We start from the raw sequence: 25851 nt of genomic DNA, 5'->3' as shown, positions 1-25851 counted from the left end.
CTCGGCTCGGCGCACCCCCGGCGAGTGCCGTGTCCCACACGTGGCCGCACCCCGCGGCCGCCCGGGCTCCGCGAACCCCGGCTCCTAGGCCGCGATCACCGCCCGGCCGCGATCACCGCCCGGCCGCGATCACCGCCCGGGCGCGGTCGCGCGCGCCCGGCGCCCGGGGCGGGGGAGGAGGACTCCACCGGCGGGGGAGCGGCCGGTCCCCGGACCCGGCCGGGCCGTTGCCACGAGCGGCATCGACGTACGGGACCCCGACGAGGAGAGGACTACGGCGTACGGCACCTCAACAAGGAGAAGGAGTACGGCGGTCGGAGAGTCGTGGATGCCGTCCCGCTCGCGGGCGGGTGGAGCCCGGGGCGCGGGGGCGGCGCCTGACGGACCGCCAATTGTCAGTGGTGCCCGCTTTACTGGAACGCATGGACATCGCGGAGTGCCTGGCCCTCATCGACCTGCTGTGCGCCCGGGAGTTCCCGGCGGCGTTCGGCAGGACGGAGTTCGGCGAGAGCGGGCCCGGCCATCACATAGCCGCTTTACGGACCAGTGAGGAGTTCTGGGAGGGGGACGGCAGCGAACGGGAGGCGACGGAGGCGCAGTACGAGGCCGACCGCGACGGCCTCGCGGAGCGGCTCGCCGAGCGCTGGGGGACGCCCCAGCACATCAGCCTGTACAGCGTGTTCGACCGCACCACGGAGGGCGAGGACGTCGCGGAACCCTGGGCCGGGCTCAGCAACCACGTCCCGGACGTCCAGCTGTGGCAGGAGCCCGGGACGGGCCGCTGGGTCGCCCTGGCCGTCTCTCAGTGGGACAAGGAGCTGCCTTTTCAGCTGCTCGGCATCGTGACGTCGGTCGACCCGCCGTGACCGGACGCGCCCGCCGCCTCCCGCAGCCGGGCGTACTCCTCGGCCATCGTGGCCGCCGTCCAGTGCGCGTTCAGACCACTGGGATTGGGCAGCACCCACACCCGGGTGCCCCCGATCGACCGCTCCTGCGGGCCCACCCGCGCCGTGCGGTCACCGAAGGCGGCCCGGTACGCGGTCACCCCGACCACCGCCAGCCACCTCGGCCTCAGCCGCGTCACCTTCGTGGTCAGCAGCCGCCCGCCCTCGACGTACTCCTCGGCGGTCAGCTCGTTCGCCCGGGCGGTCGCCCGCGCCACCACGTTGGTGATGCCGAGCCCGTAGGACAGCAGTTCGCTCTGCTCGGCCGGCTTCAGCAGGCGCGGTGTGAAGCCGGACAGGTGCAGTACCGGCCAGAACCGGTTGCCGGGGCGGGCGAAGTGGTGGCCGGTCGCCGCCGTCATCAGGCCCGGGTTGATCCCGCAGAACAGCACATGAAGGCCGTCCGCGACCACGTCCGGGACGAGGCGGTCGCGGGCGGCCTCCAGGTCCGCCTTGGTCAGGCGGGTCAGAGGATCGCTCCGGGGGTGTAGCCGGCGGCCTCCGGGTGCTGCTTGACGATCTCCTCGATCCGGCCGACGACCACACCGACCTGGTCGGCGGCGGCACCGGTGAAGGAGAGCTTGTCGGCCATCAGGGCACCCAGCTGGGCACGGTCGAGCGGCAGGCGCTCGTCGGCGGCGAGCTTGTCGAGCAGGTCGTTGCGCTCGGCGCCCTGCTCGCGCATCGCGAGCGCGGTGGCCACGGCGTTCTCCTTGATCGCCTCGTGCGCGACCTCGCGGCCGACACCGGCCCGCACGGCACCCATGAGCACCTTGGTGGTGGCCAGGAACGGCAGGTAGCGGTCCAGCTCGCGGGCGACGACGGCGGGGAAGGCGCCGAACTCGTCGAGGACGGTCAGGAAGGTCTCCAGCAGACCGTCGAGGGCGAAGAACGCGTCCGGCAGCGCGACCCGGCGCACCACCGAGCAGGACACGTCACCCTCGTTCCACTGGTCGCCCGCCAGCTCGCCCGTCATCGAGGCGTAGCCGCGCAGGATGACCATGAGGCCGTTGACGCGCTCGCAGGAGCGGGTGTTCATCTTGTGCGGCATCGCCGAGGAGCCGACCTGGCCCGGCTTGAAGCCCTCGGTCACCAGCTCGTGCCCGGCCATCAGCCGGATCGTCTTGGCCAGCGAGGACGGGGCCGCCGCCAGCTGCACCAGCGCGGTCACCACCTCGTAGTCCAGCGAGCGCGGGTAGACCTGGCCGACGGAGGTGAAGGCCTGCGAGAAGCCCAGGTGCCGGGCGATCCGGTTCTCCAGCTCGGCGAGCTTGGCGGCGTCGCCGCCGAGCAGATCCAGCATGTCCTGCGCGGTGCCGACCGGGCCCTTGATGCCGCGCAGCGGGTAGCGGCCCAGCAGCTCCTCGACGCGGCCCTGGGCGACCAGCAGCTCGTCGGCGGCGGTCGCGAAACGCTTGCCGAGGGTGGTGGCCTGCGCGGCCACGTTGTGCGAGCGGCCGGCCATGACCAGCTCGGCGTACTCGCCGGCGAGCTTGCCGAGGCGCGCCAGCACGGCCACGGTACGGTCGCGCGTCAGCTCCAGCGAGAGCCGGATCTGCAGCTGCTCGACGTTCTCGGTGAGGTCACGGGAGGTCATGCCCTTGTGCACGTGCTCGTGCCCGGCGAGGTCGTTGAACTCCTCGATCCGCGCCTTCACGTCGTGCCGGGTGACCTTCTCGCGCTCGGCGATCGAGGCCAGGTCGACGGTGTCGAGGACGCGCTCGTAGTCGGCGATGGCCTCGTCCGGCACCTCGATGCCGAGGTCCTTCTGGGAGCGCAGCACGGCGAGCCAGAGCTGCCGCTCCAGCTTCACCTTCTGCTCGGGGGACCAGAGTGTGGCGAGCTCGGCGGAGGCGTAGCGTCCGGCGAGGACGTTCGGGATGCGGGGCTTGGCGGGCGCAGAAGTCACGTGTCCAGAGTCTACTGGCGATTTGTGCAGGCCAGCGCCACGGCCGTATTCGGCGGAAGCTACGAGACGTGCGCCACTCCGTGGGGGTCCGCGGACCCCGCGAGCGGCCCGCGTGGCACGGTCGCGGCGCGCACCGGCGGGCCGGCGTCCCGGCTACGCCTGTCCCTCGTACGGCAGCAGTTCCGCGCGCTTGGGCGGGCGGCCGTCGCCGGAGGAGCGGCCGGTGAGGCGGCGGCCTATCCAGGGGAGCAGGTACTGCCGGGCGAACCGGACGTCGGTGACCCGACGTGTCACCCAGCCCGGCGGGGCGGTCGCCGGTACCGGCACGTGCCACTCGGTGTCCTCGGGGGCGTGTCCGAGCGTCTGCCACACCGCCTCGGCGACCCGGCGGTGCCCCTCCGCCGTCAGATGCAGCCGGTCCACGTCCCACAGTCGGGGGTCGGCCAGCGAGGGCGCCCCGTACAGGTCGACCACCAGCGCGCCGTGCTTGCCGGCCAGCTCGTCCACGCAGGCGAACAGTTCCTCCATGCGCGGCCGGAAACGCTCCAGCACCGGGCCCTGGCGGCCGGGGCTGCGCATGAGCACGAGCTGCTTGCAGGAGGGCGCCAGCCGTTCCACCGCCTCCGTCAGCAGGCCCCGGACGCGGCCCATGTCGCACTTGGGGCGCAGGGTGTCGTTGAGCCCGCCGACGAGCGTGACGACGTCGGCGTTCATCGCGGCCGCGACGTCCACCTGCTCGTCGACGATCTGTCCGATCAGCTTCCCGCGCACGGCCAGGTTGGCGTACCGGAAGCCGGGCGTGCGGGCGGCCATCCGCGCCGCGAGCACATCGGCCCAGCCCCGGTAGGAGCCGTCGGGCAGCAGGTCCGACATGCCCTCGGTGAAGGAGTCGCCGACCGCGACCAGGCTGGTGTACGGGGGAGGTGTGGGATTCGTCTGCATGGCGACAGCGATGGTATCCCGGCGCCATACCCGTCGGTCGGTCGCCCCGTTGCCCCGGCGCCCCACCCGCCGGCCGCCCCGTGTCCGCGGGCCGGTCGCGTTCCCGGCCGGCCGCAACCCTCGGCCGGTCGTACCCGCGAGGCCCCCGAGGCCCTGCCGTGGCGCGCCCCCCGCAACCTCACGCCGGTGCCCGCCGGCCGAACAGCTCCCTGAGTACGTCCTCCATGGTCACCAGGCCCGCCAGCCGCCCGTCGTCGCCGAGCACGGCCGCGAGATGGGTCCGGCTGCGCCGCATCGCGGTGAGCACGTCGTCCAGCGGTGTCCCCTCCCGCACGCGCGCGATGGACCGCATGTCACCCAGCCGGAACGGCACGTCCCGGGGCGAGGCGTCCAGCGCGTCCTTGACGTGCAGATAGCCCACGATCCGGCGGCCGCTGTCGACCACCGGGAACCGGGAGAAGCCCGTCTCCGCCGTCAGCCGCTCCACCTGTTCGGGGGTGACGCCCACGCGCGCGTAGACCACCCGCTGGAGCGGTACGACCACGTCCCGCACCGGCCGGCTGCCCAGCTCCAGCGCGTCGTGCAGGCGCTCCTGCGCCCGGCCGTCGATCAGGCCCGCCTCGCTGGCGTCCTTGACGATCTCGGCCAGCTCGGTATCGGTGAAAGTCGCCGCGACCTCGCCCTTCGCCTCCACCCGCAGCAGCTTCAGCAGCCCGTTCGCGAAGGCGTTGATCGCGAAGATCACCGGGCGCAGCGCCCTGGACAGCGCGACCAGCGGCGGGCCGAGCAGCAGTGCGCTGCGCACCGGTTCCGCCAGCGCGATGTTCTTGGGGACCATCTCGCCGAGCAGCATGTGCAGATAGGTGGCCAGGGTCAGCGCGATCACGAAGGAGACCACGTGACCCGCGCCGACGGGCACGCCCAGCGCGTGGAACACCGGCTCCAGCAGATGCGCGATGGCCGGCTCGGCGACCACACCCAGCACCAGCGTGCACAGCGTGATGCCGAGCTGGGCGGCCGCCAGCAGCGCGGACACGTGCTCCAGCCCCCACAGCACGCTCCGCGCGCGCCGGTCGCCCTCCTGGGCGAGCGGTTCGATCTGCGAGCGGCGCACGGAGATCAGCGCGAACTCGGCGCCCACGAAGAAGGCGTTGACGACCAGGGTCGCCAGACCGATCAGCAGCTGTACGGCGGTCATCGCGTGCCCTCCCGTGTCCCGCGGTTCCCGTCGGTCCCGTCGGTCCGTTCGTCGTTCAGCGGGGCGTGCATCAGCACCCGGGCGGCCCGGCGGCCCGAGGCGTCGACCACGTCCAGCCGCCAGCCGGCCACCTCGACACTGTCCCCGACGGCGGGTATCCGGCCCAGCTCGGTGGCGACCAGGCCGGCCAGCGTCTCGTACGGACCCTCGGGGACGCGCAGTCCCACGCGCGCGAGCTGGTCGGTGCGGGCGGCGCCGTCCGCCGAGTACAGGGCCCGGCCCTGCTCGTCGGCGCCGGCGGGGGCGAGGTCGGGTGTCTCGTGCGGATCGTGCTCGTCCCGGACCTCGCCGACGACCTCCTCCACGATGTCCTCCAGGGTGGCCACGCCGGCCGTGCCGCCGTACTCGTCGATGACGACGGCCATGGTGCGCCTGCCGGACAGCCGGTCGAGCAGCCGGTCGACGGTCAGGGACTCGGGCACCAGCAGCGGTTCGCGCATCACCTGGGCGACCGTGCGGTGGCGCCGCTGGTCCGCGGGGACGGCCAGCACGTCCTTGACGTGGGCGGTGCCGACGACCGTGTCCAGGCTGCCGCGGTAGACGGGGAACCGGGACAGTCCGGTGGCCCGGGTGGCGTTGGCGACGTCCTCGCAGGTGGCCTGGGTGTCCAGGGCGACGACCTGGACGCGCGGGGTCATCACGTTCTCGGCCGTGAGGTCGGCCAGGTTCAGCGTCCGGACGAACAGCTCCGCGGTGTCCGCCTCCAGGGCGCCCTCCTTCGCGGAGTGCCGGGCGAGGGCGGCCAGCTCCTGCGGACCGCGCGCGGACGCCAGCTCCTCCGCCGGCTCGATGCCGAGGCGGCGCACGAACCGGTTGGCCGTGTTGTTCAGATGGGTGATGAAGGGCCGGAAGGCCGCGCTGAACAGGCGCTGCGCGCTGCCCACCCGCCTGGCCACGGCCAGGGGCGAGGAGATCGCCCAGTTCTTGGGCACCAGCTCGCCGACGACCATCAGGAACACCGTGGACAGGGCCGTGCCCAGCACCAGTGCGACCGAACTCGCGGTGGTCCGCGACAGCCCCATCGCCGTGAAGGGGCCGGCGAGCAGCTTGGCGATCGACGGCTCGGCGAGCATGCCGACCACCAGGTTGGTGACGGTGATGCCGAGCTGGGCGCCGGAGAGCTGGAAGGTCAGGTTCCGTACGGCCTTCAGGGCGCCGGCGGCACCGCGCTCGCCGCGCTCGACGGCCCGCTCCAGCTCGCCGCGTTCCACCGTGGTCAGCGAGAACTCCGCCGCCACGAAGGCGCCACAGGCCAGCGACAGCAGGATCGCCACCAGGAGGAGGAGCACTTCGGTCATCGGGTCACCCCCGTCCCATGATCGGACAGGGCGGGGGAGAACGCGCGGTGTCGCGCACCGGGAGGGTCGCCCATGGGCGGACGCTCACAACCTTTCATAGAGGGCCGAGTGCTCCCTCAATGGTAAAGGATGAGCAAAAAACCTTCCGGGGTCAGTCCGTGAGCGGCTTCACCCAGCGCCGCCAGTGTTCCTCCGGCCCGTATCCGGCCGCGCGCCAGGCGTGCTGCGCGGTCTCGTTGCGCACGAGCACCATCGCGTCCGCACGCCGCCCGCCGAGCCGCGCGAACCGCTCCTCGGCGGCGGTCAGCAGCGCCGAGCCGATGCCCTGCCGCCGCCGTTCGGGATGCACCGCGAGCCGGTACAGATGGCACCGCCAGCCGTCGAACCCGGCGATCGCCGTGCCCACCAGCTCGCCACCCCGCTCGGCGAGGAGGAGCGCCCCGGGATCGCGGGCCACCAACCGCAACACACCGGCACGGTCGTCGCTGATGCTCGTCCCCTCGGCGGCCGTCCTCCAGAAGGCGAGGACGGCGTCGGCGTCGGCGGGCACGGCGGCCCGTATGCGCAGGTCTGTCATGGGGACAGGGTGGCGTCACCGCACCGGCCGCACCGGGATTTCCATCATGCGGACTCCTCCCGCAGCCGCTTCATCACCGGTGCGAACTCCTCCATGAACGGCTCCAGCACGGTCAGGTACGAGAACCCGAACCGCTCCCGCTGCGCCCGCGCCTTCGCCACCACGTCCTCCAGCGGGCCGGCCAGCACGATCGGCAGCGCGAGGGCCTCGTCCAGGGTCAGCCGGGGCTGCCGCTCCAGCAACGGCTTCAGCACGGGCTCGGGGTCGTCGGTGACGGCGACGAGCTGGATCAGCAGGTTCAGCTCGGCGGGCTCCGCCCGGTCCGCCGCCAGCGCGCGATAGCGGGCCACGCGCTCGTCCAGCTCGTCGGCGCCGAGCGGATCCAGCGTGCCCGGCGTGTCCCCCGGCCTGGCCCCCGTGAAGGCCGCGATGTCGGCGTGCTCGGCGGTCAGCCGCAGCATCCGGTCCCCGTTGGCGCCGATCAGCACCGGCACCCGGGACTGGGCGGGGCGCGGCTGGTGCTCCTCGGAGCCGAGCAGCCGCTCCACCTCCGTCACGGTCCGCCGCAGGTGGTCCACCCGCTCGCGCGGCGAGCCGTACGGCAGCCCGGCCGCCTCGTGCTCCGCCGCCACGTACCCGGTGCCGAGGCCGAGTTCGAGCCGGCCGCCGGTCAGCGCGTCCGTCGTCGCGACCTCGCGGGCCAGCAGCGCCGGGTTCCAGAAGCCCGCGTTGAGGACGAAGGTGCCCAGTCGCGGCCGTTCGGTCGCCTCCGCCGCCGCGACCAGCGCCGGGAACGGCGCGATCATCCCGAGATGGTCCGGGACGAGGATCACGTCGTAGCCCAGTTCCTCGGCGCGACGGCACTTGGCGCGCCACTCGGCAGCGGGCGCCGGGGTGAGCAGGTTGACTCCGAAACGGAACGGACGCGGCATGAACTCTCCTCAGTGAAGGACGACTTGAGCCGTGTCCGATTCCATCATGTCCGCCCCCGGGCGATCACTCGTGGCGGATCACTCGTGGGCGATCGCCGCCAGCACGTTCAGCCGCGACGCCCGCAGCGCGGGCAGCAGGGCCGCGGCCACGCCCACGACCGCCGAGCCGATCACCACGGCGACGATCGTGCCCCAGGGGACCGCGAACGCCGTCAGCCCGCGCAGCGCCAGCACCTGCTGCATGCACACGCCCCACACCAGCCCCAGCGCCAGTCCCAGCACCGCCCCGAACACCGCGATCACCACCGACTCCAGCCGGATCATCCGGCGCAGCTGCCGACGCCCCAGCCCGATCGCCCGCAGCAGCCCGATCTCCCGGGTCCGCTCCACGACCGACAGGGCGAGGGTGTTGACCACACCGAGCACGGCGATGACGATCGCCAGCCCCAGCAGCGCGTACACCAGATACAGCAGGACGGCGATCTGGTCGTGCACCAGATCCTTGTAGTCGGCCTGGTCGCGGACCTGGACCTGGGGGAACGCCGTGAGCGTCCGCTCCAGTCGGGTCCGCAGATCCGCGGGATCCGTGCCGGGGGCCGCGTTGACGTACAGTGCCGCGTCCTGGCCGCCCGGCGCGTACCTCTCCAGCGTCGCCAGGCCGAAGAAGACGCCGCCCTGCGTGCCGAAGCCCTCCGCCTGCTCCTGGTCGGTCAGCGCCCCGACGGTCAGCTCCGCCCGGCGCCCGCCCGGGAAGTCGATCGGCAGCACGCTGCCCACCCGTACACCGTGGTCCTCGGCGTAGTCGGCGTCCAGGGCGAGGTGCCCGTCGGCCAGGCCCTCCGCCGAACCGCCCCGCGCGTACGTGAGGTGCGCGACGTCGTCGAGCCGGCCGCCGTACCCGGTCGCGATCGTCGTCACCCGCCGGCCGTCCGGCAGGCGCACGGTGACGGGCGTGCGCCGCTGCGGTACGACGAGCCCGACCCCCGGTGTCGCGCGCACCCGGTCCCCGATCTCCCGGGTGAACGGTGTGAAGTTGGCGTTCTGCACGACGAAGTCGGCGCCCAGCGTGCGGTCGATCTGCCGGTCGAACGACGCGGACATCGAGGCGCTGGCCACCGACATCCCGCCGACCAGGGCCAGGCCCACCATCAGCGCGGCGGCCGTGGCACCGGTCCGGCGCGGGTTGCGCAGGGCGTTGCGCTGGCTCATCCGGCCGACCGGGCCGAACAGCGCGGGAAAGACCCCGCCCAGCACCCGGATCACCGGCCGTACCAGCAGCGGCCCGGCGACCACGGTCGCGATCAGCGTCAGGGCGACACCGACACCGAGCAGCGAGGCCGCCTGAGCGGTCCGCGTGGCCGCCGCGCACCCGGCCAGCGCCGCCGCGCCGACCGCCCCGACCACCGCCCCGACGATCGCCCGGACCGTCAACGGCTTGCCGGCACCGCCCACTTCGGCGTCCGCGAGCGCCGCCATCGGCGACACGGCCGCCGCCCGCCGGGCCGGCAGACAGGCGGCCACGAAGGTGACCCCGAGACCGACGACATAGCAGGCGACGGGTGTTCTCCAGCCGATCACCATCTCCGCGGCCCTCAGGTTCATCCCGAACGCGCTCATCAGCCGGATCAGCGCGAACGCCAGGCCCAGGCCGGCGGCCAGCCCGAGCGTCGAGCCGACCAGCCCCAGCAGCAGGGCCTCGGTGAGCACCGAGCGCCGTACCTGCCGCCGGTCCGCGCCCAGCGCCCGCAGCAGCCCCAGTTCGCGGGTGCGCTGGGCGATCAGCATGGAGAACGTGTTGACGATCAGGAACACACCGACCAGCACGGCGACGCCGGCGAAGCCCAGCATCACGTACTTCACCACGTCGAGGAACGCGCCCAGGGCGGCCGCGGCCGACTCGGCCTGTTCGCCCGCGGTCTTCAGGTCGTAGGTCCTGGTGCCGATCGCCGCGCCGATCCGGCGTTCGAGTTCCGCGTCGGACACCCCCACGGCCGCGTCCGCGGAGATGCCGGTCGCCTTCGCGGCCGAGCCGAGCAGCTCCCGGCCGGCCACCGCCGGGTCCAGGAAGAGCAGCGCCGCGCCGGGGTTGGTCGTGGTGAAGGTGGCGATGCCGACGACCCGGACCCGGAACGTGCCCGGCTGGGCCTGCACGGTCAGCGTGTCACCGATCCGCACATGCCTCCTGCCGGCCGTGTCCGCGTCGAGCAGCGCCTCGCCGGCCCCGCGCGGAGCGTGCCCGGAGGTGAGCCGCACCGGGCTGTGGCGGGTGGCGTACCAGGCCGTGGCGATGGTCGGGGCGCCGGTGGTCGGGCCCACCGACCGGTTGTGGCCGTCGACCACGAAGGCGTTCCGCACCGACACCTCGGCGCGGGCCGCCGCGACCCCGTCGACCTGCGCCACCCGGTCGCGCAGCGCGGCCGGCACGGTCTGCACCGCACCGCTGGTCCGTGCCGACGTCAGGTCCTGCTGGGGCCGGACCGTCACATCGGCGGCGGTGGAGGCGAAGAGCCGGTCGAAGGTGCGGGTGACGGTGTCGGAGAAGATGAGGCTGCCCGCGACGAACGCCACGGACAGGACCACGGCCAGTGCGGACAGCGCCAGCCGCCCCTTGTGTGCCAGGAAGCTCCGCAGGGTCGCCTTCAGCACCGGGTCAGCCCTCCTGGGCGGTACGGTCGTCGCCGGGCCGGCCCCGGACCACGTCGAACCGCTTCATCCGCTCCAGGACGGCCTCCGCCGTCGGCTGCGGCATCTCGTCCACGATCCGCCCGTCGGCCAGGAACAGCACCAGATCGGAGTGGGCGGCGGCACCCGGGTCGTGCGTCACCATGACGACGGTCTGCCCCAGCTCGTCCACGGCACCGCGCAGGAAGCCCAGCACCTCCAGACCGGCCCGCGAGTCGAGATTGCCGGTCGGCTCGTCGGCGAAGACCAGCTCGGGCCGGGAGGCCAGCGCCCGCGCGCACGCGACCCGTTGCTGCTGGCCGCCGGAGAGCTGGGCCGGCCGGTGCCGCAGGCGGTCCCGCAGCCCGAGCGTGTCGATGACCTGGTCCAGCCACCGCGGGTCGGGTCTCCGGCCCGCGATGTCCATCGGCAGGGTGATGTTCTCGCCCGCGGTCAGCGTCGGGATGAGGTTGAACGACTGGAACATGAACCCGATCCGGTCCCGCCGCAGCCGGGTCAGCTCGCGCTCCCGCAGCCCGGTGATCTCGGTGCCGCCCAGCCACACCCGGCCGGCCGAGACGGTGTCGAGACCCGCGAGGCAGTGCATGAGCGTGGACTTCCCCGACCCCGAGGGGCCCATCACGGCGGTGAACCGGCCCCGCGCGATGTCCACGTCCACCGCGTCCAGGGCGAGCACGGCCGTCTCACCGGAGCCGTACGCCTTGGTCAGCCCGCGGGCGCGGGCCGCGACCGCGCCGTCCGGCGTGCGGTCGGATACGTGCTGTGCAGCAGGTGTCGACAAGACCGCCTCCCGGTCGCCGGTACTGCCCGTCCCGGGCGAGCGTAAGGGACACCCGGGACCCGGCGCACGGGGTCCGGCGCGGCGCAACCGTGCGCCCTTGCCGTCGCTAGCACCCCGGCGCTAGCGTCGAGGCATGGCGAAGACCCAGCTGAACGTGCGCGTGGACGAGGGCACGGCCCGCGCGGCCCGCGAGCGCGCCCTGGCCCGCGGAATCAGCGTCAACCGCTACATCGAAGAGCTGGTCAGACAGGACGCCGGGGAAACGGGGCGCACATTCGTCGAGGCCGCCGCCGACTTCATGACGCGGTACGAGTCCGTGTTCGCCGAGGAGTTCGCCGAGACCCGCGGCACCGACGCCGGTGACGGCGGCGCCTGAGTCCCCGAATCCGATCCCTTGAACGATCTCCGCATCGACCTCGCCTGGCTGCTCATGCTCGCCGAACAGCGGACCCCGGGGGACCCGCAGGTCACCGACTGGGGCGCCCTGGTCGCCGCCGTCGCCCGGCACCGGGCCGAGATATTCGGCGTGCCCGTCTACGGCGACCCGCACGCCCGCGCCGCCGCCCTGCTCCAGCTGCTGATCCACGTACCGGCGCTGGAGCGCGCCAACGCGCTGTTCGCCTCGGCGGTCGCCTACGCCTATCTGGTCGCCAGCGGCGTGAAGGTGATCACCACTCCCGAACAGGTCCGGGACCTCGCCCGGCTGGTGAAGGACGGCGCGGCCGGCGTCGACGACATCGCACGCGAGCTGCGCCGCTGGAGCGCATGAGGCGAGCGGCCGGTCAGCGCCCGCCCGGCTCGTCCGGCCGCCAGGCGACCCCCAGCGCACAGGAGGAGGACGGCAGCGCCGGCCCCTTCTCCGGGATCATCACCCGCCGGTGCGGCCCGAGGCGGAACCCGGCCTCGCGCAGCGCGGCGACCGGCTCCCGGGCCAGATGGCAGCCGCCGGCCAGGAGCGGCCACGGGCCGAGGTCCAGGGCCTGCTGGGTCAGTGTCATCATCCGGCCGCCGCCCCGCCCGTGCTCGAAGAACCGCACCTCGCCGCCCGGCCGGAGCACCCGCCGCACCTCGCCGAGCGCCCGGGCGACATCCCGCACGCTGCACAGCACCAGCGACAGCACGGCCGCGTCGAACGCCTCGCTCTTGACCGGCAGCGCCTCCGCCGCACCCGGCACCACGTCGACCGGCACCTGGGTGCGCAGCGCGGCATCCAGCGCCAGCCGGCGGAGCAGCGGCTCCGGTTCGATCGCGACGACCTCCGCGACCGTGCCGGGATAGTGCCGGAAGTTCAGCCCGTTGCCGGCCCCGATCTCGATCACCCGCCCGGACAGCCCGGCGAGCAGCCGCTCCCGCACCCCGGCCAACCCGAGCCGGGACTCGGCGCTCACGCTGAGCCGGGCGTAGGAGCGGGCGAACAGCGGATGGTGGACGGCATCCCGTGCCGGCCGACCGGAGCGGGTGGACAGCAGCCGCATGGCAACCTCCCTGGACAGGACGGTCCTGGGAAGAGTCTCCCCCGGGACACGGTCGCGCACCCGTACCGAACGGCGGAGCCCGTCCGCCGGACCCGGCCGCACCCGGGCCCCGCGGACGGCGGCGAGGTCCCGAACGCAGGCTCCGACCGGCTACGGCGCCTCCCGCACCCGGAACGCCTCCGCGTCCCAGGTGCCGTCCAGCCGCGGCGCGAGCCAGCCCGGTGCCGCCGTACGGAACACCGCGGGCGGCATCGCCCCGGCCCCGGCGGGCAGCGCGCCCAGCAGCGGAGCGCCGGCGACCTCGGGCAGGTCGGCCACATTGCAGCGGGTGGCGAGATCGGGCGCGCCGGGCCAGCTGCCGATCACTACACCGGCCAACTCCAGCTTCCGGTAACGGAGTTCGCGCGCCGTCAGCTCCGTGGTGTTCAGCGTCCCGAGCCCGGCCTGGGCGACGACCAGCACCGGCGCGTCCAGCAGCCGGGCCGCGTCGGCCAGCGTGCCGCCGGCCGCGTCGAACCGGACGAGCAGCCCGCCCGCCCCCTCGACCAGCACCAGATCGTGCTCGGTGGCCAGCTTGGCGGCCCGCTCGGCCACCTCGTGGGGATGCACCGGCGCCAGCCCGGCCCGCCGGGCCGCCGTGCCCGGCGCCAACGGCTCCGGGTAGCGGGCGATTTCGTCGGTCGTGACCGGGCCCGCGAGCCACGCGACCTCGTCCGCGTCCCCGCGCTCGTCCGGCAGTACGCCCGTCTGCGCGGCCTTCAGCACGGCCACCGAGCGCCCGGCCGCGAGCGCCGCGGCGGCGACGGCGGCGGTGGTGACGGTCTTGCCGACCTCCGTGCCCGTCCCCGTGATCACCAGTACCGGCATCTCAACCCTCCCGCGCCGCGGCGCACACCGCGCGCGCGATCCGTGCCACGTCCTCGTCCGAGGTGACGTACGGCGGCATCGTGTAGATCAGGTCGCGGAACGGGCGCAGCCACACGCCCTCCCGCACGGCGGCGTCGGTCGCGGCCTTCATGTCCACCGCGTGGTCGAGCTGGACGACCCCGATGGCGCCGAGGACGCGGACGTCCCGCACCCCGGGCAGGTCGCGCGCCGGCGCCAGGCCCTCCCGCAGGCCCGTCTCGATCCGCTTGACCTGCGACAGCCAGTCCTGCTCCAGCAGCAGCCCGATCGAGGCACAGGCCACGGCCGCGGCCAGCGGGTTGCCCATGAACGTCGGGCCGTGCGCGAGCACCGGCACCTCGCCCCGCGAGATGCCGTCGGCGACCCGCGCGGTGCACAAGGTGGCCGCCATCGTGAGATAGCCGCCGGTCAGCGCCTTGCCCACGCACATCACGTCCGGGGTGACGGCCGCGTGGTCCGCCGCGAACAGCGCGCCGGTGCGGCCGAAACCGGAGGCGATCTCGTCGAACACCAGCAGCACGTCGTGGGCGTCGCACGCCTCGCGCAGCACCCGCAGATAGCCGGGGGAGTGGAAGCGCATCCCGCCCGCGCCCTGCACCACCGGCTCCACGATCACCGCGGCCAGCTCGTCCGCGTGCCGCGCGATCAGCTCGCGCAGATGCTCCGCGTACGACTCCTCGTAGGCGGCGGGCGGGGCGTCCGCGAAGAGCTGACGCGGCAGCACGCCGCTCCACAGCTCGTGCATCCCGCCCTCGGGGTCGCACACCGACATGGGGTTCCAGGTGTCCCCGTGGTAGCCGCCGCGCCAGGTCAGCAGCTGTCGCTTGCCCGGCCGGCCGAGCGAACGCCAGTACTGCAGGCACATCTTCAGCGCGACCTCGACCGACACGGACCCCGAGTCGGCCAGGAACACATGCTCCAGGCCCTCCGGTGACATGTCGACAAGGAGCTTCGCGAGCCGGACGGCGGGCTCGTGCGTGAGCCCGCCGAACATGACATGACTCATCCGCCCGAGCTGCCCGCGCACGGCCTCGTCGAGGACCGGGTGGCCGTAGCCGTGGATGGCCGACCACCACGACGACATGCCGTCGACCAGCTCGCCGGCACCGTCCGCCAGCCGCAGCCGGACCCCGCTCGCCGACTCCACGACGAGCGGTTCCACCTGCCCGGGCATCGGGCCGTAGGGATGCCACACATGCTGCCGGTCCAGCTCCAGCAGCTCGGGCACGCTCAGGCCGGGACGGTCAGGCATTGGGCGCGAGATCCGTTCCGGCGCCCCGGCGGCGGACCGCGACCAGGTCGGTGCGCGGCTCGCCGGTCGCGGCGGGCACGTCCGCCGTACCGCAGACACCGCCGCCCGCGTGCGAGCCGCACCCGGCGCCGGCCTGCGAGCCGCATCCGGCCTCGGCGTGCGAGCCGCAGCCGGTCTCCGCGTGGGAGCCGCAGGCGCCGCCGGCCGCCCGGTGCTCCGGCAGGGTGATCCGGTCCGTGCCCTCCACCTCGAAGCCGGCGTCCGCGATCATCTCCAGGTCGGCCTTGCCTGCCTGGCCCTCGCTGGTCAGGTAGTCACCGAGGAAGATCGAGTTGGCCAGGTGCAGCGCCAGCGGCTGCATGGTGCGCAGATGGACCTCGCGGCCGCCCGCGATGCGGACCTCCACGTCCGGGCAGACGAACCGGACCATCGCGAGGATCCGCAGGCAGCGCTGCGGGGTGAGGTTCCACTCCTTGGCCAGCGGGGTGCCCTCGAACGGGATGAGGAAGTTCACCGGCACCGAGTCCGGGTCCAGCTCGCGCAGCGAGAAGACGACGTCCACCAGGTCCTCGTCGGTCTCGCCCATGCCGGCGATCAGGCCCGAACAGGCGGACAGGCCGGCCGCGTGCGCCTTGTGCACCGTGTCCACCCGATCGGCGTACGTGTGGGTGGTGGTGATGTCCCCGTACGTGGACTCGGAGGTGTTGAGGTTGTGGTTGTAGGCGTCCGCGCCCGCCGCGCGCAGCCGCTCGGCCTGGCCGTCGGAGAGCAGACCGAGGCAGGCGCACACCTCGACGTCCTCGTTCTGCTCCTTGATCGTCTTGATGGTCTCGGACACCCGGTCCACGTCCCGGTCCGTCGGACCGCGTCCGCTGGCCACCAGGCAGACCCGCTTGGCGCCGCCCGCGAGGCCCGCCGCGGCGGCCTGCGAGGCCTCGTCCGGCTTGAGCCAGGTGTACTTCAGGATGTCGGCCTTGGAGCCGAGCCGCTGGGAGCAGTAGGAGCAGTCCTCCGGGCACAGGCCGGACTTGAGGTTGACCAGATAGTTGAGTTTCACCCGGCGCCCGAACCAGTGCCGGCGCACCTTTCCGGCCGCGGTCACCACGTCGAGCAGGTCGTCATCGGCGGTGGCCAGTACGGCGAGCGCTTCCTCGCGGGTCGGCAGCTCGCGCCGAAGCCCCTTGTCCACCAGCGTGTTCAGCAGGTCCATGAGGCCCGATCCTGTCCTACGGGACCGCCCCGGGCCAAGGAGACTTCGCACAACAGAGCCGGTTCACCGTGTGGGTATTGCCACACCCTGGGTAGCTGGTCGTGCCGCTAGGGTCTGTCCGCTACCTACAAAAGCACCGGAGGACCCATGGCGTTCGGCTGGATCGACGAGCAGGCCCGGGCGCGCCGCAGCGCCGGACTGGTCCGCACCCTGCGCCCGCGCCCCGCCGACTTGCCGCTGCTGGACCTGGCGAGCAACGACTACCTGGGCCTGGCCCGCCATCCCGAGGTGACCGAGGGAGCGGCCGAAGCCGCCCGGACCTGGGGCGGCGGTTCCACCGGCTCCCGGCTGGTCACCGGCACCACCGCTCTGCACACGGAGCTGGAGCGGGCGCTGGCCGAATTCTGCGGTGTCGAGGCGGCCCTGGTGTTCTCCTCCGGATACGCGGCCAACCTGGCCGCGGTCACCACGCTCGGCCCGCACGGCTCGCTCATCGTCTCCGACGCGGGCAACCACGCGTCGCTCATCGACGGCTGCCGGCTCGCCCGGGGCGACCGCCAGGTCGTCGGGCACGCCGATCCCGAGGCCGTGCGCAAGGCTCTGGCCACCCACGCGGGCCCGGCGATCGTCGTCTCCGACACGGTGTTCTCCGTCGACGGGGACGAGGCGCCGCTGGCCGCGCTGGCCGCGGCGTGCCGGGAACACGGCGCGGGTCTGGTGGTGGACGACGCCCACGGGCTCGGCGTGCTGGGCGACGGCGGCCGGGGCGCGCCGTACGCGGCGGGGCTGGCGGGCGCGGACGACGTGGTCGTCACGGCCACCCTGTCCAAGTCGCTGGGCAGTCAGGGCGGGGTGGTGCTCGGCCCGGCCCGGGTGATCGACCATCTGGTCAACGCGGCCCGGACGTTCATCTTCGACACGGGCCTGGCGCCCGCGGCGGCCGGTGCCGCGCTGGCGGCGCTGCGGCTGCTGCGGCGCGAGCCCGAACGGGCGGCCCGGGCCCGGGAGGTGGCCGCGGAACTGCACGCACGGCTGACCGCCGCGGGCCTGGAGGCGGTACGTCCGGACGCCGCGGTGGTCTCCGTGCGGGCCCCGTCCCCGGAGCAGGCGGTGCGCTGGGCGGCCGACTGCCGTACGGCGGGCCTGGCCGTGGGCTGCTTCCGCCCTCCCTCCGTGCCCGACGGCATCTCCCGGCTGAGGCTGACCGCCCGCGCGGACCTCTCCGGGACCGAGATCGAACGCGCTGTACGAGTCATCGGCGAGACGCGACCATGAGTCGGCGTGACACGGCCGTGTGTCGCACGAAAAATGATTAGAGACGATCGAATCTGATCAGAGGGTGGTCACGAAGTCGGCCCAGCTGTCGGCGGAGAAGAGCAGTGCGGGTCCGGCCGGCTTCTTGGAGTCGCGCACGGCGAGCAGTCCGGCCCCGGGGCCGGAGCGCGGCCGGGCCGTCTCCACGCAGTTGTTGGCGCCCGTGCTGTAACTGCTGCGCAGCCAGCGCACGTCGTGCAGATCGGTACTGGCAGGGACGTTCCGAGGCAGTGCTGACATGGTGCCTCCTTACGCGCCGTCACCTATCCCGGCGATGTAGTCCAACGAGTCCTCGGGGGAAAGGGCGTGGAACTGAAGGGTGTTGAAGGCCTCGGAGTAGGCCATGAGGTCTTCTTTCCGCTCCAGATAGAGGCTACTCGTCAACTGGTCGAGAACAACAACATCCAGATCAGAAGTGCTCGGAAATGAGAAGATAACGAAAGGCCCGGTCAGGCCGACATGTGCTCCGGCCCCGAACGGCAGTACCTGCAGCCGTACTTGGGGCAGACGGGCGGCCTCCGTCAGCCGCTGAAGCTGCCGGGCCATCACCCCCGGCCCGCCGACCTCGCGGCGCAGCACCGCCTCGTCCAGTACGGCGCTCAGCACCAGCGGCGGATCCGACCGCAGCACGTCCTGCCTGGCCAGACGCACCTCCACCAGCGTGTCCAGGCGGTCCCCGGCCACGTCCTTCACCGCCGCCCGGGTCACCGCGCGGGCGTACTCGGGAGTCTGCAACAGCCCCGGCACGACCGTGGTCTCCAGGGTGCGCATCGCGCTCGCCTGCGACTCCAGGCTGATGAAGTCCCGGTAGGTGGGCGGCAGCACTCCGCGGTAGGCGTGCCACCAGCGGTGCCGGCCGCCCGCGTCCTGCGGCCCCGCCAGCATCAGCAGCACCTCGCGCAGATGCCGGTCCCGCACCCCGTAGGCGTCCAGCAGCAACCGCAGATCGGCCGGTTTCACACCGCTGGAGCCGGTCTCGATGCGGCTCACCTTCGACTGGTGCCAGCCCACCAGCCGGGCCGCCTCACCGCTCGTGAGCCCGGCGCCGGTGCGCAGCATGCGCAGTTCGGCGCCCAGTTTGCGGCGGCGCACTGCCGGACCGTTCTGCATGGGCTCCTCCTTACTCCCTACGGGCCGCCCGCATACGGCCTCTCGTCGCAGAGTTCACCGCATCGAGCGACAGATATATGCACATCTTGGTGGATCGCTCCCCGTGACCGGCCCGTTGGTGGCAGTCTGGCGAACAAGCACCAGTCCGGGACCGTACTCGAACCCCCCGCCGTCTGTCGGACCGCGGTCCCGTGGGAAAGGGACGACGTCGCCATGGCAGACCAGCTGGAAGCATCCGTCACTCTGCCGAGCGATCCCGCCTCGGTCTCCGCCGCGCGCTCCTACGTGGTGGGGACCCTCGCCGAGTGGGGCCTGCCGTCGGACACCGACGTGGCCGACACCGTGCGACTCATCGTGTCCGAACTCGCCACCAACGCCGTACAGCACACCTTCGGACAGTCACCCACCTTCACGGTCGACATCGCCTTGCACCACGACGCACACCTGCGCATCGGTGTCACGGACAGTCATCCACGCTTCCCGAAGAGACTGCCCGCCGCGGTCCAGCAGGACAACGGCCGCGGCATGGTCATCATCCGCTGGCTCACCGCGGAGTGCGGCGGCAGACTCCGGATCCGGCCCACCCGCGAGGGCGGCAAGACGGTCTCGATCGAACTCCCCTGGGCGATCCCGGCCGCACCGGTGACGGCGGGACAGCAGGAAACCTAGCGCACGGAGGCCCGCCGGACCCGGCCGAACGCCCCTCGCAGCAGCGCCCGGAAGGCGTCCGCCGCCGGATTCGTCCCGTCGTTCGTCTCGTCCGCGCGGTACGCCACCGAGACCGTGCGGCGTACCCCCTCCAGAGGCCGTACCCCGACCGGTGCGCTCGCGGAGAGCCGTACGTCCGGACGCGCCCGGCGGAATGCGCTCAGCGACGGCGGCAGCCTGAGGGCATGGACGGACAGCTCATCGTCTTCACCGGCACCCGCGGTGGGACTCGCGGCCATGCCGGTCGCCGACTTCACCTGCACCGGCCGGGCAGGCGGCTGCGCCGGCCCCGGGCCGCCCGTGGGCTTCAGGCGGGCACCGGGGTGACGCTGACGGCCCCGGGAGCGGCCCCGCTGCTGGAGCCGCTCCCGGACTGACGACGGATCAGCTGACCCGGCCGTACCACACGCTCTTCGTCCAGATCTTCTGGAGCTTCACCACGTCTCCGGTCTTCGGGGCGTGCCAGATCTTCCCGTGGCCGGCGTAGATGCCGACGTGGTAGACGCTGGAACCCGAGTGGAAGAAGACCAGGTCGCCCGCCTTGCGGCTGCGGGCGGAGATGTGGTGGGTCTTGTTGTACTGCTGGGCGGCGGTGCGCGGCAGCTTCTTGCCGGCCTTCTTGTAGGAGTAGAGCGTCAGCCCCGAGCAGTCGAACCGGCGCGGTCCGGTGGCACCCCACGAGTACGGCGCGCCCTTCTTGGACGCCGCGATGTGGAGTGCTTTCGTCGCTGTCGTCGCGGCCGAGGCCTCGGTGGCGAGACCGGGCACGGCGATGGAGCCGCCCACGGCGGCCAGGGTGAGGGCCGAGGCCGTGCCGGCCCGGGCCATCAGCGACGGGACACGATTGAGCGCAGTCATGCGCAACCCTTCGTCAGCCGCCTGTGAAGGATGACCTGTCGGATTCGGGCTGGCGAAGTAGCCCGGCCGCGTTGCCGCGGCTTCACCCCAAGGGCTGCTCGGAGCCTGACGTCCGTCTGTCTCGAACAGACGCGCATCCGTTCCGGCGACCCGCCTTGCTTGGGTCCTCCACTCCTGCCGATCCACTCCTGTCGACCGGTCATCCGGGCGGCGGCAGGACTCGGCGTCCGCCCGGACCGCCCCGCCGCGGTGGCGGGGGCTTGTCGTCAGACAGGGATCTTGACTCACTACTGTCCGAAAATCCCAACGGAATCGGGGATTTGTGGCGTTACTCACCACTCACCCGTTCGGGTGGACACTGCTCTGTTCGAGCCGCCGTCAGATCCCGTACGTAGCGCCGGACCTGCGACTTTGCGCCTTCTCGACGACTCACGGACCCGCGCGTCGCGCAACTCGGGAGGCCCGGAAAACGATCTGGAAGTACACCGGTCGGTGGTACGTCGTTCGGGTCGTTTCAACTCCGGTCCCGACGGCTCGTGTCGACGCGCGGGCCCGGCCGGGCCGGACGGGCGTCCGCCTCAGGCGACGCCGTCCGGCGGGAGCGCGACGCGAGCGGCCCGGCGCTCGCCGTCCAGCACCCGCAGCGCCCGTGCCAGCGTGTCCCCGTGCAGCTCCGTCTCGCCCCGCTGATGCATCAGTGTGAGCGCGTCCCGCAGCTCTGCCGCCTTGCGCACCAGAGCCTGGGCCGCCCGCAGCCCGCGGTAGGTGTCCCCCGGGCGGGCCGGGTTGACGCGGCCCAGCAGGTCGACCGCCTCCAGGTAACGGTCGATCAACTCGCCCTCGGCGCGGGTCAGGGCGGGCAGCGGTGGGAGTTCCGGCAGCATGGGCGGGCTCACCTCGCGTCCGGTGCGCCGGGTGTGTCCCGGCGGCTCGGCACGATGCCGTCCACCAGACCGTACGCGAGCGCTCCGGGTGCGTCCAGGATCAGGTCACGCTCCAGATCCTCGTGGACCTGGCCGGCCGTGCGCCCCGTGTGCCGGACGAGCATCTCCTCCATCCGCGCGCGGATCCGGGTCAACTCCTCGGCCTGGATGAGGAGGTCGCTGGGCTGGCCGCGCACCGGCTCGGGCAGGGCGGGCTGCTCGATCACCATGCGGGCGCCGGGCAGGGCGAACCGCTTGCCCGGGGTGCCGGCCGCGAGCAGCACGGCGGCGGAGGCGGCGGCCTGCCCCAGGCAGTAGGTCGCGACGTCGCAGCTGACGTACCGCATCGTGTCGTAGACGGCCGTCATGGCGTCGAAGGAACCGCCCGGCGCGTTGATGTACAGCGTGATGTCCCGGTCCGGGGCCGCGTGTTCCAGGTACATGAGCTGCGCTGTCACATCGCCGGCCGCCGTGTCGTCGACCGGCGTGCCGAGGAAGACGATCCGGTCCTCGAAGAGCCTGGCGTAGGGATCGAGGGTGCGCACGGCGGCCCCGGTGCGCTCGGTGAACTCGGGCAGGACATGACGGGCGGACGGTCGGGACATGGGCACACCCCTCTTCGCGGCGGAGCCGCCGTCGGCGACTCTCTGTAAAAAATGTACAGGACGTACTGATCATTGGGTGGGTCATCGCCGCAACGCCCGCCAGGACAGCGCGTGGTCGCGCGCCTAAGCTGGAGGGGTAAGCGATCATTCCGGGCTGGTCCCGGTGGGGTGCCGCCCGTCGTCGGAAGGCTCCACGCCGTGGGTGCGAAAGTGAGAACCGCGCTCGCCGGAACAGCGGTCGCGTCATTGGTCATGGGTGGAACGGTGGCGTACGCGGTCCCGGCGGACGATTCGCCGCAGGACATCTTCGAGGAGGCCGCCCCGGCCACCGTCCACGTAGTGGGCAAGACGGGGTCCGGAAGCGGTTTCATCTACGACGCCGACAAGGGGCTCATCCTCACCAACGCGCATGTCGTCGCGGGGGAGAGCGCCCTCAAGGTCGTCGTCCAGGACAAGGGCGAGGTGCCCGTCCGGATCCTCGGCATCAATCCGTGCGAGGACCTGGCCGTCCTGCAGTTCAGCGCGCCCCAGGGCGACCTCAAGGACCTGCAGTTCGCCGACAGTCACGACGTGAGGGCCGCCGACGCCGTCACGGCCATCGGCTACCCGGCGTCCTTCGAGAAGAACGAGGAGGCGCAGAAGCCCGTCTACACCGCCGGCACCGTCCAGTCGCCGAACGTGCCGGCGGACCCCTCGCCCTCCCTGCCTCACTACGCGGACACGATCCAGCACTCCGCCACGGTCAACCCGGGGAACTCCGGAGGACCGCTCCTCGACGCCGACGGCAAGGTGATCGGCGTGAACACCCTCGGGAATCCCGAGGCGCAAGGGCAGTACTACTCGATCAGCAGCGACCACGTGCGCCCGCTGCTGGACGGGCTGGCCGCCGGTGACAAGCAGAACGACCCCGGATGGCTGGTCGGCTCCCTGGACGACCCGGAGCTGAGTTCCACCTACGCCGACGACCCCAAGGCGGAGCGGCTGGTGTCCGACGCGCAGGAGCGGCTGCTGAAGAGCGGCACCAGCGGACTGTTCGTGGAGGACGTGGCGACCAACTCGGAGGCGGCCAAGGCCAACCTGGAGGTCGGCGACGTCATCACCGCCGTCAAGGACACCCCCGTGGCCACGGTGGGCGACCTCTGCGACGTCCTGCAGTCCGCGACTCCCGGGGAGAAGCTCCCGCTCGAAGGCAAGTACAGCGTGAATGCCGGCGCGACCACGGACGAGGGCCACGTCACCCGATTCGGTGAAGACTGGTCCACCGACCTGCTCCTGCCGAAGAAGTAGGTCCCGCGGGGGCGCCCCGTAAGCTGGGGGTATGGCCTACGAGATTCCGGTGACGCAAGCCAGGGCTGAGCTCGCCGACCTGATCAACCGGGTGGTGTACGGCGGTGAGCGGGTTGTCGTGACCCGGCACGGCAAGCCGCTGGTCGCCTTGGTCTCGGCCGCCGACCTGGAGCGGCTCGACGCGCTGGACGAGCAGGCCGAGGAACACGTCATCAGCTCGGTGTCCGGGGTGCGCGAGTCCCGCTCCGTGCCGCGCGAGCAGCAGCGCTTCGGGATCGCGGCGGAGCACCGCCGGCCGGGCGCCTCCTGAGCCCGTATCCGTCCCAGCGGGAGCCCATAGCGCGGTCATGCGCGGGCCAAGGTCTGGTTAACGTCGTTGAAACTCCGGCGTTCTAGCCTGCCGATCCACGCCACCAGGGGTTTTGATGCCCGGGATCGACGACGATCCGGGCATTTGTCTGTGTGTTACACCTATCCCCGTCGCGGTGGCTGCGGCAGCCGGACCCCGCACGGTCCGGAGCAAGGACTGTGAGGTGGGACGTGCAACTGACCCCGCACGAGCAAGAGAGGCTGCTGATCCATGTGGCGGCCGACGTGGCCGAGAAGCGCAGGGCCCGCGGGCTGCGGCTCAACCACCCGGAAGCGGTCGCCCTCATCACGTCGCACATTCTGGAGGGCGCGCGCGACGGCCGCACCGTCGCCGAGCTGATGTCCTCCGGCCGCAAGATCCTGACCAGGGACGACGTCATGGACGGCGTCGCGGAGATGATCCACGACGTCCAGGTGGAGGCCACCTTCCCGGACGGCACCAAGCTCGTCACCGTCCACGAGCCGATCATCTGAGGGGGCCGCGATGATTCCCGGAGAGATCCTGTTCGCGGACGATCCCGTCGTCTGCAACGCGGGCCGCGAGGTCACCCGCCTGACCGTCCTCAACGCTGCCGACCGGCCGGTCCAGGTCGGCTCCCACTACCACTTCGCCGAGGCCAACCCCGGTCTGGACTTCGACCGCGCCGCCGCCCGCGGCAAGCGGCTGAACGTCGCCGCGGGCACGGCCGTCCGCTTCGAGCCCGGCATCCCCGTGGAGATCGAACTCGTGCCGCTGACCGGCGCCCGGATCGTGCCCGGACTGCGCGGGGAGACCGGAGGGGCCCTCGATGCCTGAGATCTCCCGCGCCGCCTACGCCGACCTGTTCGGACCGACCACCGGCGACCGGATCCGGCTCGCCGACACCGACCTGCTGATCGAGATCGAGGAGGACCGCTCCGGCGGCCCCGGCGCCTCCGGGGACGAGGCCGTCTTCGGCGGCGGCAAGGTCATCCGCGAGTCCATGGGCCAGTCCCGCGCCACCCGCGCCGAGGGCACGCCCGACACCGTGATCACCGGTGCCGTGGTCGTCGACCACTGGGGCGTGGTCAAGGCCGACGTCGGCATCCGCGACGGCCGGATCACCGCCCTCGGCAAGGCCGGCAACCCCGACACCATGGACGGCGTCCACCCCGGTCTGGTCATCGGCCCCGAGACCGAGATCATCGCGGGCAACGGGCGCATCCTGACCGCCGGCGCCATCGACGCGCACGTCCACTTCATCTGCCCCCAGGTCGCCGACGAGGCGCTGGCCTCCGGCGTCACCACCCTGGTCGGCGGCGGCACCGGACCCGCCGAGGGCTCCAAGGCCACCACCGTCACCCCCGGCCCCTGGCACCTGGCCCGGATGCTGGAGGCGATGGAGGCCTATCCGGTCAACGTGGGCTTCCTCGGCAAGGGCAACACCGTCAGCCACGAGGCGATGCTCTCCCAGATCCGCGGCGGCGCCGTCGGCCTGAAGCTGCACGAGGACTGGGGCTCGACACCCGCCGTCATCGACGCCGCGCTCACCGTCGCCGACCGCACCGGCATCCAGGTCGCCATCCACACCGACACCCTGAACGAGGCGGGCTTCGTCGGCGACACCCTCGCCGCGATCGCCGGCCGGGGCATCCACTCGTACCACACCGAGGGTGCGGGCGGCGGCCACGCACCGGACATCATGTCCGTGGTCTCCCAGCCGAACGTGCTGCCCAGCTCCACCAACCCCACCCGGCCCTTCACCGTCAACACGACCGAGGAACACCTCGACATGCTGATGGTGTGCCACCACCTCAACCCCGCCGTCCCCGAGGACCTGGCGTTCGCCGAGTCCCGGATCCGGCCGTCCACCATCGGCGCGGAGGACATACTCCACGACCTCGGCGCGATCTCGATCATCTCCTCCGACTCCCAGGCCATGGGCCGCGTCGGCGAGGTCGTCCTGCGCACCTGGCAGACCGCCCACGTCATGAAGCGGCGCAGGGGAGCCCTGCCCGGCGACGGGAACGCCGACAACCACCGGGTACGGCGCTATGTCGCCAAGTACACGATCAACCCTGCGCTCGCCCAGGGCCTCGCCGCCGAGATCGGCTCCGTCGAGACCGGCAAGCTCGCCGACCTGGTGCTGTGGGAGCCCGCGTTCTTCGGCGTCAAGCCGCTCCTCGTGCTCAAGGGCGGACAGATCGCGTACGCGCAGATGGGCGATGCCAACGCCTCCATCCCCACCCCCCAGCCCATCCTGCCCCGCCCCATGTACGGAGCCATCGGCCGGGCCCCGGCCGCCAACTCCGTCAACTTCGTCGCCGCGGCGGCGATCGAGGACGGGCTGCCGGAACGGCTGGCGCTCGGCAAGCGGTTCGTGGCGATCGAGTCCACGCGTGCGGTCACCAAGGCCGACATGCGCGAGAACGACGCCCGGCCCGACGTCCGGATCGACCCCGACAGCTTCGCCGTCCGCATCGACGGCGAACTGGTCGAGGCCGCTCCGGCCGCCGAACTGCCCATGGCCCAGCGCTACTTCCTCTTCTGAC

29 protein-coding genes and 1 riboswitch are annotated in these 25851 nt (G+C 72.6%); of the genes, 10 read left to right on the top strand and 19 right to left on the bottom strand.

Going from position 1 to position 25851, the window contains the following annotated elements:
• Positions 1 to 422 precede the first annotated feature (422 nt).
• Complete coding sequence (locus ACZ7KF_RS26785) at positions 423 to 866, top strand: hypothetical protein (RefSeq protein ID WP_471079992.1); 444 nt, start codon at positions 423 to 425, stop codon at positions 864 to 866.
• Here the strand turns inward: ACZ7KF_RS26785 and mug are convergent.
• The 9 genes from mug to ACZ7KF_RS26740 all read right to left on the bottom strand — a co-directional run bounded on the left by mug (position 827) and on the right by ACZ7KF_RS26740 (position 11323).
• Complete coding sequence (gene mug / locus ACZ7KF_RS26780) at positions 827 to 1414, bottom strand: G/U mismatch-specific DNA glycosylase (RefSeq protein WP_471080123.1); 588 nt, start codon at positions 1412 to 1414, stop codon at positions 827 to 829. The two genes, ACZ7KF_RS26785 and mug, sit on opposite strands and share 40 nt — an antisense overlap.
• Positions 1411 to 2853 (bottom strand): adenylosuccinate lyase, encoded by a 1443-nt coding sequence (gene purB / locus ACZ7KF_RS26775; RefSeq protein ID WP_471079990.1) that lies wholly within the window; start codon positions 2851 to 2853, stop codon positions 1411 to 1413. The genes mug and purB overlap by 4 nt, the downstream gene beginning before the upstream one ends.
• 153 nt (positions 2854 to 3006) lie before the next feature.
• The gene (locus ACZ7KF_RS26770; RefSeq protein WP_471079988.1) at positions 3007 to 3795 is read right to left on the bottom strand and encodes an SGNH/GDSL hydrolase family protein; all 789 of its coding nucleotides are present in this window, start codon (positions 3793 to 3795) and stop codon (positions 3007 to 3009) included.
• A 178-nt stretch (positions 3796 to 3973) separates the two neighbouring features.
• Positions 3974 to 4993 (bottom strand): hemolysin family protein, encoded by a 1020-nt coding sequence (locus tag ACZ7KF_RS26765; protein WP_471079986.1) that lies wholly within the window; start codon positions 4991 to 4993, stop codon positions 3974 to 3976.
• On the bottom strand, positions 4990 to 6351 hold the full coding sequence (locus ACZ7KF_RS26760; RefSeq protein WP_471079984.1) for a hemolysin family protein: 1362 nt from the start codon (positions 6349 to 6351) through the stop codon (positions 4990 to 4992). Before ACZ7KF_RS26760 ends, ACZ7KF_RS26765 begins: the two co-directional genes overlap by 4 nt.
• Before the next feature lie 151 nt (positions 6352 to 6502).
• A complete protein-coding gene (locus ACZ7KF_RS26755) occupies positions 6503 to 6928 on the bottom strand; it encodes a GNAT family N-acetyltransferase (RefSeq protein ID WP_471079981.1) in 426 nt (141 codons plus the stop codon).
• Positions 6929 to 6972: 44 nt separating this feature from the next.
• A complete protein-coding gene (locus ACZ7KF_RS26750; RefSeq protein WP_471079978.1) occupies positions 6973 to 7860 on the bottom strand; it encodes an LLM class F420-dependent oxidoreductase in 888 nt (295 codons plus the stop codon).
• Between the two features lie 78 nt (positions 7861 to 7938).
• The gene (locus tag ACZ7KF_RS26745) at positions 7939 to 10506 is read right to left on the bottom strand and encodes an ABC transporter permease (RefSeq protein WP_471079975.1); all 2568 of its coding nucleotides are present in this window, start codon (positions 10504 to 10506) and stop codon (positions 7939 to 7941) included.
• 4 nt (positions 10507 to 10510) lie between these two features.
• Positions 10511 to 11323, bottom strand: coding sequence for an ABC transporter ATP-binding protein (locus tag ACZ7KF_RS26740; RefSeq protein ID WP_471079973.1), 813 nt, complete (start codon positions 11321 to 11323; stop codon positions 10511 to 10513).
• A gap of 133 nt (positions 11324 to 11456) precedes the next feature.
• On the opposite strand from ACZ7KF_RS26740, the gene ACZ7KF_RS26735 reads away from it, so the two are divergent.
• Both ACZ7KF_RS26735 and ACZ7KF_RS26730 read left to right on the top strand, forming a co-directional pair.
• On the top strand, positions 11457 to 11699 hold the full coding sequence (locus ACZ7KF_RS26735; RefSeq protein WP_471079970.1) for a toxin-antitoxin system HicB family antitoxin: 243 nt from the start codon (positions 11457 to 11459) through the stop codon (positions 11697 to 11699).
• 18 nt (positions 11700 to 11717) lie between these two features.
• Complete coding sequence (locus tag ACZ7KF_RS26730) at positions 11718 to 12092, top strand: fic family toxin-antitoxin system, toxin component (protein WP_471079967.1); 375 nt, start codon at positions 11718 to 11720, stop codon at positions 12090 to 12092.
• A gap of 13 nt (positions 12093 to 12105) precedes the next feature.
• Here ACZ7KF_RS26730 and ACZ7KF_RS26725 read toward each other — a convergent pair whose 3' ends face one another.
• The 4 genes from ACZ7KF_RS26725 to bioB all read right to left on the bottom strand — a co-directional run bounded on the left by ACZ7KF_RS26725 (position 12106) and on the right by bioB (position 16166).
• Positions 12106 to 12798 carry a class I SAM-dependent methyltransferase gene (locus ACZ7KF_RS26725; protein WP_471079964.1) on the bottom strand — a complete coding sequence of 231 codons (693 nt, stop codon included), beginning with the start codon at positions 12796 to 12798 and terminating at the stop codon, positions 12106 to 12108.
• Between the two features lie 150 nt (positions 12799 to 12948).
• A complete protein-coding gene (bioD, locus tag ACZ7KF_RS26720) occupies positions 12949 to 13665 on the bottom strand; it encodes a dethiobiotin synthase (protein ID WP_471079961.1) in 717 nt (238 codons plus the stop codon).
• A gap of 1 nt (position 13666) precedes the next feature.
• Positions 13667 to 14956 carry an adenosylmethionine--8-amino-7-oxononanoate transaminase gene (locus ACZ7KF_RS26715; RefSeq protein WP_471079958.1) on the bottom strand — a complete coding sequence of 430 codons (1290 nt, stop codon included), beginning with the start codon at positions 14954 to 14956 and terminating at the stop codon, positions 13667 to 13669.
• Positions 14949 to 16166, bottom strand: a complete 1218-nt coding sequence (bioB, locus tag ACZ7KF_RS26710) for a biotin synthase BioB (RefSeq protein ID WP_471079955.1) — start codon at positions 16164 to 16166, stop codon at positions 14949 to 14951. The genes ACZ7KF_RS26715 and bioB overlap by 8 nt, the downstream gene beginning before the upstream one ends.
• A gap of 147 nt (positions 16167 to 16313) precedes the next feature.
• On the opposite strand from bioB, the gene ACZ7KF_RS26705 reads away from it, so the two are divergent.
• On the top strand, positions 16314 to 17441 hold the full coding sequence (locus ACZ7KF_RS26705; RefSeq protein WP_471079952.1) for an 8-amino-7-oxononanoate synthase: 1128 nt from the start codon (positions 16314 to 16316) through the stop codon (positions 17439 to 17441).
• Between the two features lie 57 nt (positions 17442 to 17498).
• On the opposite strand, the gene ACZ7KF_RS26700 is transcribed toward ACZ7KF_RS26705, so the two are convergent.
• Together ACZ7KF_RS26700 and ACZ7KF_RS26695 are read right to left on the bottom strand one after the other, a co-directional pair.
• Complete coding sequence (locus ACZ7KF_RS26700; RefSeq protein ID WP_471079949.1) at positions 17499 to 17720, bottom strand: DUF397 domain-containing protein; 222 nt, start codon at positions 17718 to 17720, stop codon at positions 17499 to 17501.
• Positions 17721 to 17729: 9 nt separating this feature from the next.
• Entirely contained in the window at positions 17730 to 18590 is an 861-nt protein-coding gene (locus ACZ7KF_RS26695; RefSeq protein ID WP_471079947.1) for a helix-turn-helix domain-containing protein, read from the bottom strand.
• Positions 18591 to 18803: 213 nt separating this feature from the next.
• Here ACZ7KF_RS26695 and ACZ7KF_RS26690 point away from each other — a divergent pair, with 213 nt between their 5' ends.
• A complete protein-coding gene (locus ACZ7KF_RS26690; protein WP_471079944.1) occupies positions 18804 to 19259 on the top strand; it encodes an ATP-binding protein in 456 nt (151 codons plus the stop codon).
• Here ACZ7KF_RS26690 and ACZ7KF_RS26685 read toward each other — a convergent pair.
• From ACZ7KF_RS26685 to ACZ7KF_RS26670, 4 genes are all read right to left on the bottom strand, one after another.
• Positions 19256 to 19537: a hypothetical protein gene (locus tag ACZ7KF_RS26685; protein WP_471079942.1), complete on the bottom strand. Its 282-nt coding sequence runs from the start codon at positions 19535 to 19537 to the stop codon at positions 19256 to 19258. The two genes, ACZ7KF_RS26690 and ACZ7KF_RS26685, sit on opposite strands and share 4 nt — an antisense overlap.
• A gap of 145 nt (positions 19538 to 19682) precedes the next feature.
• Entirely contained in the window at positions 19683 to 20156 is a 474-nt protein-coding gene (locus ACZ7KF_RS26680; RefSeq protein WP_471079939.1) for a C40 family peptidase, read from the bottom strand.
• A 3-nt stretch (positions 20157 to 20159) separates the two neighbouring features.
• Positions 20160 to 20314: riboswitch (cyclic di-AMP (ydaO/yuaA leader) on the bottom strand.
• 420 nt (positions 20315 to 20734) lie between these two features.
• Positions 20735 to 21040, bottom strand: a complete 306-nt coding sequence (locus ACZ7KF_RS26675) for a hypothetical protein (RefSeq protein ID WP_471079936.1) — start codon at positions 21038 to 21040, stop codon at positions 20735 to 20737.
• A gap of 8 nt (positions 21041 to 21048) precedes the next feature.
• Positions 21049 to 21684, bottom strand: coding sequence for an ATP-dependent Clp protease proteolytic subunit (locus ACZ7KF_RS26670; RefSeq protein WP_471079933.1), 636 nt, complete (start codon positions 21682 to 21684; stop codon positions 21049 to 21051).
• A gap of 252 nt (positions 21685 to 21936) precedes the next feature.
• On the opposite strand from ACZ7KF_RS26670, the gene ACZ7KF_RS26665 reads away from it, so the two are divergent.
• The 5 genes from ACZ7KF_RS26665 to ACZ7KF_RS26645 all read left to right on the top strand — a co-directional run bounded on the left by ACZ7KF_RS26665 (position 21937) and on the right by ACZ7KF_RS26645 (position 25850).
• Positions 21937 to 22971, top strand: a complete 1035-nt coding sequence (locus ACZ7KF_RS26665) for a S1C family serine protease (protein ID WP_471079930.1) — start codon at positions 21937 to 21939, stop codon at positions 22969 to 22971.
• Positions 22972 to 23002: 31 nt separating this feature from the next.
• Complete coding sequence (locus tag ACZ7KF_RS26660) at positions 23003 to 23281, top strand: type II toxin-antitoxin system Phd/YefM family antitoxin (protein WP_471079927.1); 279 nt, start codon at positions 23003 to 23005, stop codon at positions 23279 to 23281.
• 230 nt (positions 23282 to 23511) lie between these two features.
• Entirely contained in the window at positions 23512 to 23814 is a 303-nt protein-coding gene (locus tag ACZ7KF_RS26655) for an urease subunit gamma (RefSeq protein WP_059248006.1), read from the top strand.
• Positions 23815 to 23824: 10 nt separating this feature from the next.
• Complete coding sequence (locus tag ACZ7KF_RS26650; protein WP_471079923.1) at positions 23825 to 24136, top strand: urease subunit beta; 312 nt, start codon at positions 23825 to 23827, stop codon at positions 24134 to 24136.
• Positions 24129 to 25850 carry an urease subunit alpha gene (locus ACZ7KF_RS26645; protein WP_471079920.1) on the top strand — a complete coding sequence of 574 codons (1722 nt, stop codon included), beginning with the start codon at positions 24129 to 24131 and terminating at the stop codon, positions 25848 to 25850. Before ACZ7KF_RS26650 ends, ACZ7KF_RS26645 begins: the two co-directional genes overlap by 8 nt.
• The last annotated feature ends 1 nt before the right edge of the window (position 25851 follow it).

The organism is Streptomyces sp. NPDC038200, assembly GCF_055600785.1.
Note: the sequence above shows the minus strand (reverse complement) of the source record. Positions and strands in the feature narration are given on the sequence as shown.

Coding starts and splice junctions, on each gene's coding strand:
- ACZ7KF_RS26785 (WP_471079992.1), top strand. CDS start 423: ATGGACATCGCGGAGTGCCTGGCCCTCATCGACCTGCTGTGCGCCCGG.
- ACZ7KF_RS26770 (WP_471079988.1), bottom strand. CDS start 3,795: ATGCAGACGAATCCCACACCTCCCCCGTACACCAGCCTGGTCGCGGTC.
- ACZ7KF_RS26765 (WP_471079986.1), bottom strand. CDS start 4,993: ATGACCGCCGTACAGCTGCTGATCGGTCTGGCGACCCTGGTCGTCAAC.
- ACZ7KF_RS26760 (WP_471079984.1), bottom strand. CDS start 6,351: ATGACCGAAGTGCTCCTCCTCCTGGTGGCGATCCTGCTGTCGCTGGCC.
- ACZ7KF_RS26755 (WP_471079981.1), bottom strand. CDS start 6,928: ATGACAGACCTGCGCATACGGGCCGCCGTGCCCGCCGACGCCGACGCC.
- ACZ7KF_RS26750 (WP_471079978.1), bottom strand. CDS start 7,860: ATGCCGCGTCCGTTCCGTTTCGGAGTCAACCTGCTCACCCCGGCGCCC.
- ACZ7KF_RS26735 (WP_471079970.1), top strand. CDS start 11,457: ATGGCGAAGACCCAGCTGAACGTGCGCGTGGACGAGGGCACGGCCCGC.
- ACZ7KF_RS26725 (WP_471079964.1), bottom strand. CDS start 12,798: ATGCGGCTGCTGTCCACCCGCTCCGGTCGGCCGGCACGGGATGCCGTC.
- bioD (WP_471079961.1), bottom strand. CDS start 13,665: ATGCCGGTACTGGTGATCACGGGGACGGGCACGGAGGTCGGCAAGACC.
- ACZ7KF_RS26715 (WP_471079958.1), bottom strand. CDS start 14,956: ATGCCTGACCGTCCCGGCCTGAGCGTGCCCGAGCTGCTGGAGCTGGAC.
- bioB (WP_471079955.1), bottom strand. CDS start 16,166: ATGGACCTGCTGAACACGCTGGTGGACAAGGGGCTTCGGCGCGAGCTG.
- ACZ7KF_RS26705 (WP_471079952.1), top strand. CDS start 16,314: ATGGCGTTCGGCTGGATCGACGAGCAGGCCCGGGCGCGCCGCAGCGCC.
- ACZ7KF_RS26700 (WP_471079949.1), bottom strand. CDS start 17,720: ATGTCAGCACTGCCTCGGAACGTCCCTGCCAGTACCGATCTGCACGAC.
- ACZ7KF_RS26695 (WP_471079947.1), bottom strand. CDS start 18,590: ATGCAGAACGGTCCGGCAGTGCGCCGCCGCAAACTGGGCGCCGAACTG.
- ACZ7KF_RS26690 (WP_471079944.1), top strand. CDS start 18,804: ATGGCAGACCAGCTGGAAGCATCCGTCACTCTGCCGAGCGATCCCGCC.
- ACZ7KF_RS26685 (WP_471079942.1), bottom strand. CDS start 19,537: ATGGCCGCGAGTCCCACCGCGGGTGCCGGTGAAGACGATGAGCTGTCC.
- ACZ7KF_RS26680 (WP_471079939.1), bottom strand. CDS start 20,156: ATGACTGCGCTCAATCGTGTCCCGTCGCTGATGGCCCGGGCCGGCACG.
- ACZ7KF_RS26675 (WP_471079936.1), bottom strand. CDS start 21,040: ATGCTGCCGGAACTCCCACCGCTGCCCGCCCTGACCCGCGCCGAGGGC.
- ACZ7KF_RS26670 (WP_471079933.1), bottom strand. CDS start 21,684: ATGTCCCGACCGTCCGCCCGTCATGTCCTGCCCGAGTTCACCGAGCGC.
- ACZ7KF_RS26665 (WP_471079930.1), top strand. CDS start 21,937: ATGGGTGGAACGGTGGCGTACGCGGTCCCGGCGGACGATTCGCCGCAG.
- ACZ7KF_RS26660 (WP_471079927.1), top strand. CDS start 23,003: ATGGCCTACGAGATTCCGGTGACGCAAGCCAGGGCTGAGCTCGCCGAC.
- ACZ7KF_RS26650 (WP_471079923.1), top strand. CDS start 23,825: ATGATTCCCGGAGAGATCCTGTTCGCGGACGATCCCGTCGTCTGCAAC.
- ACZ7KF_RS26645 (WP_471079920.1), top strand. CDS start 24,129: ATGCCTGAGATCTCCCGCGCCGCCTACGCCGACCTGTTCGGACCGACC.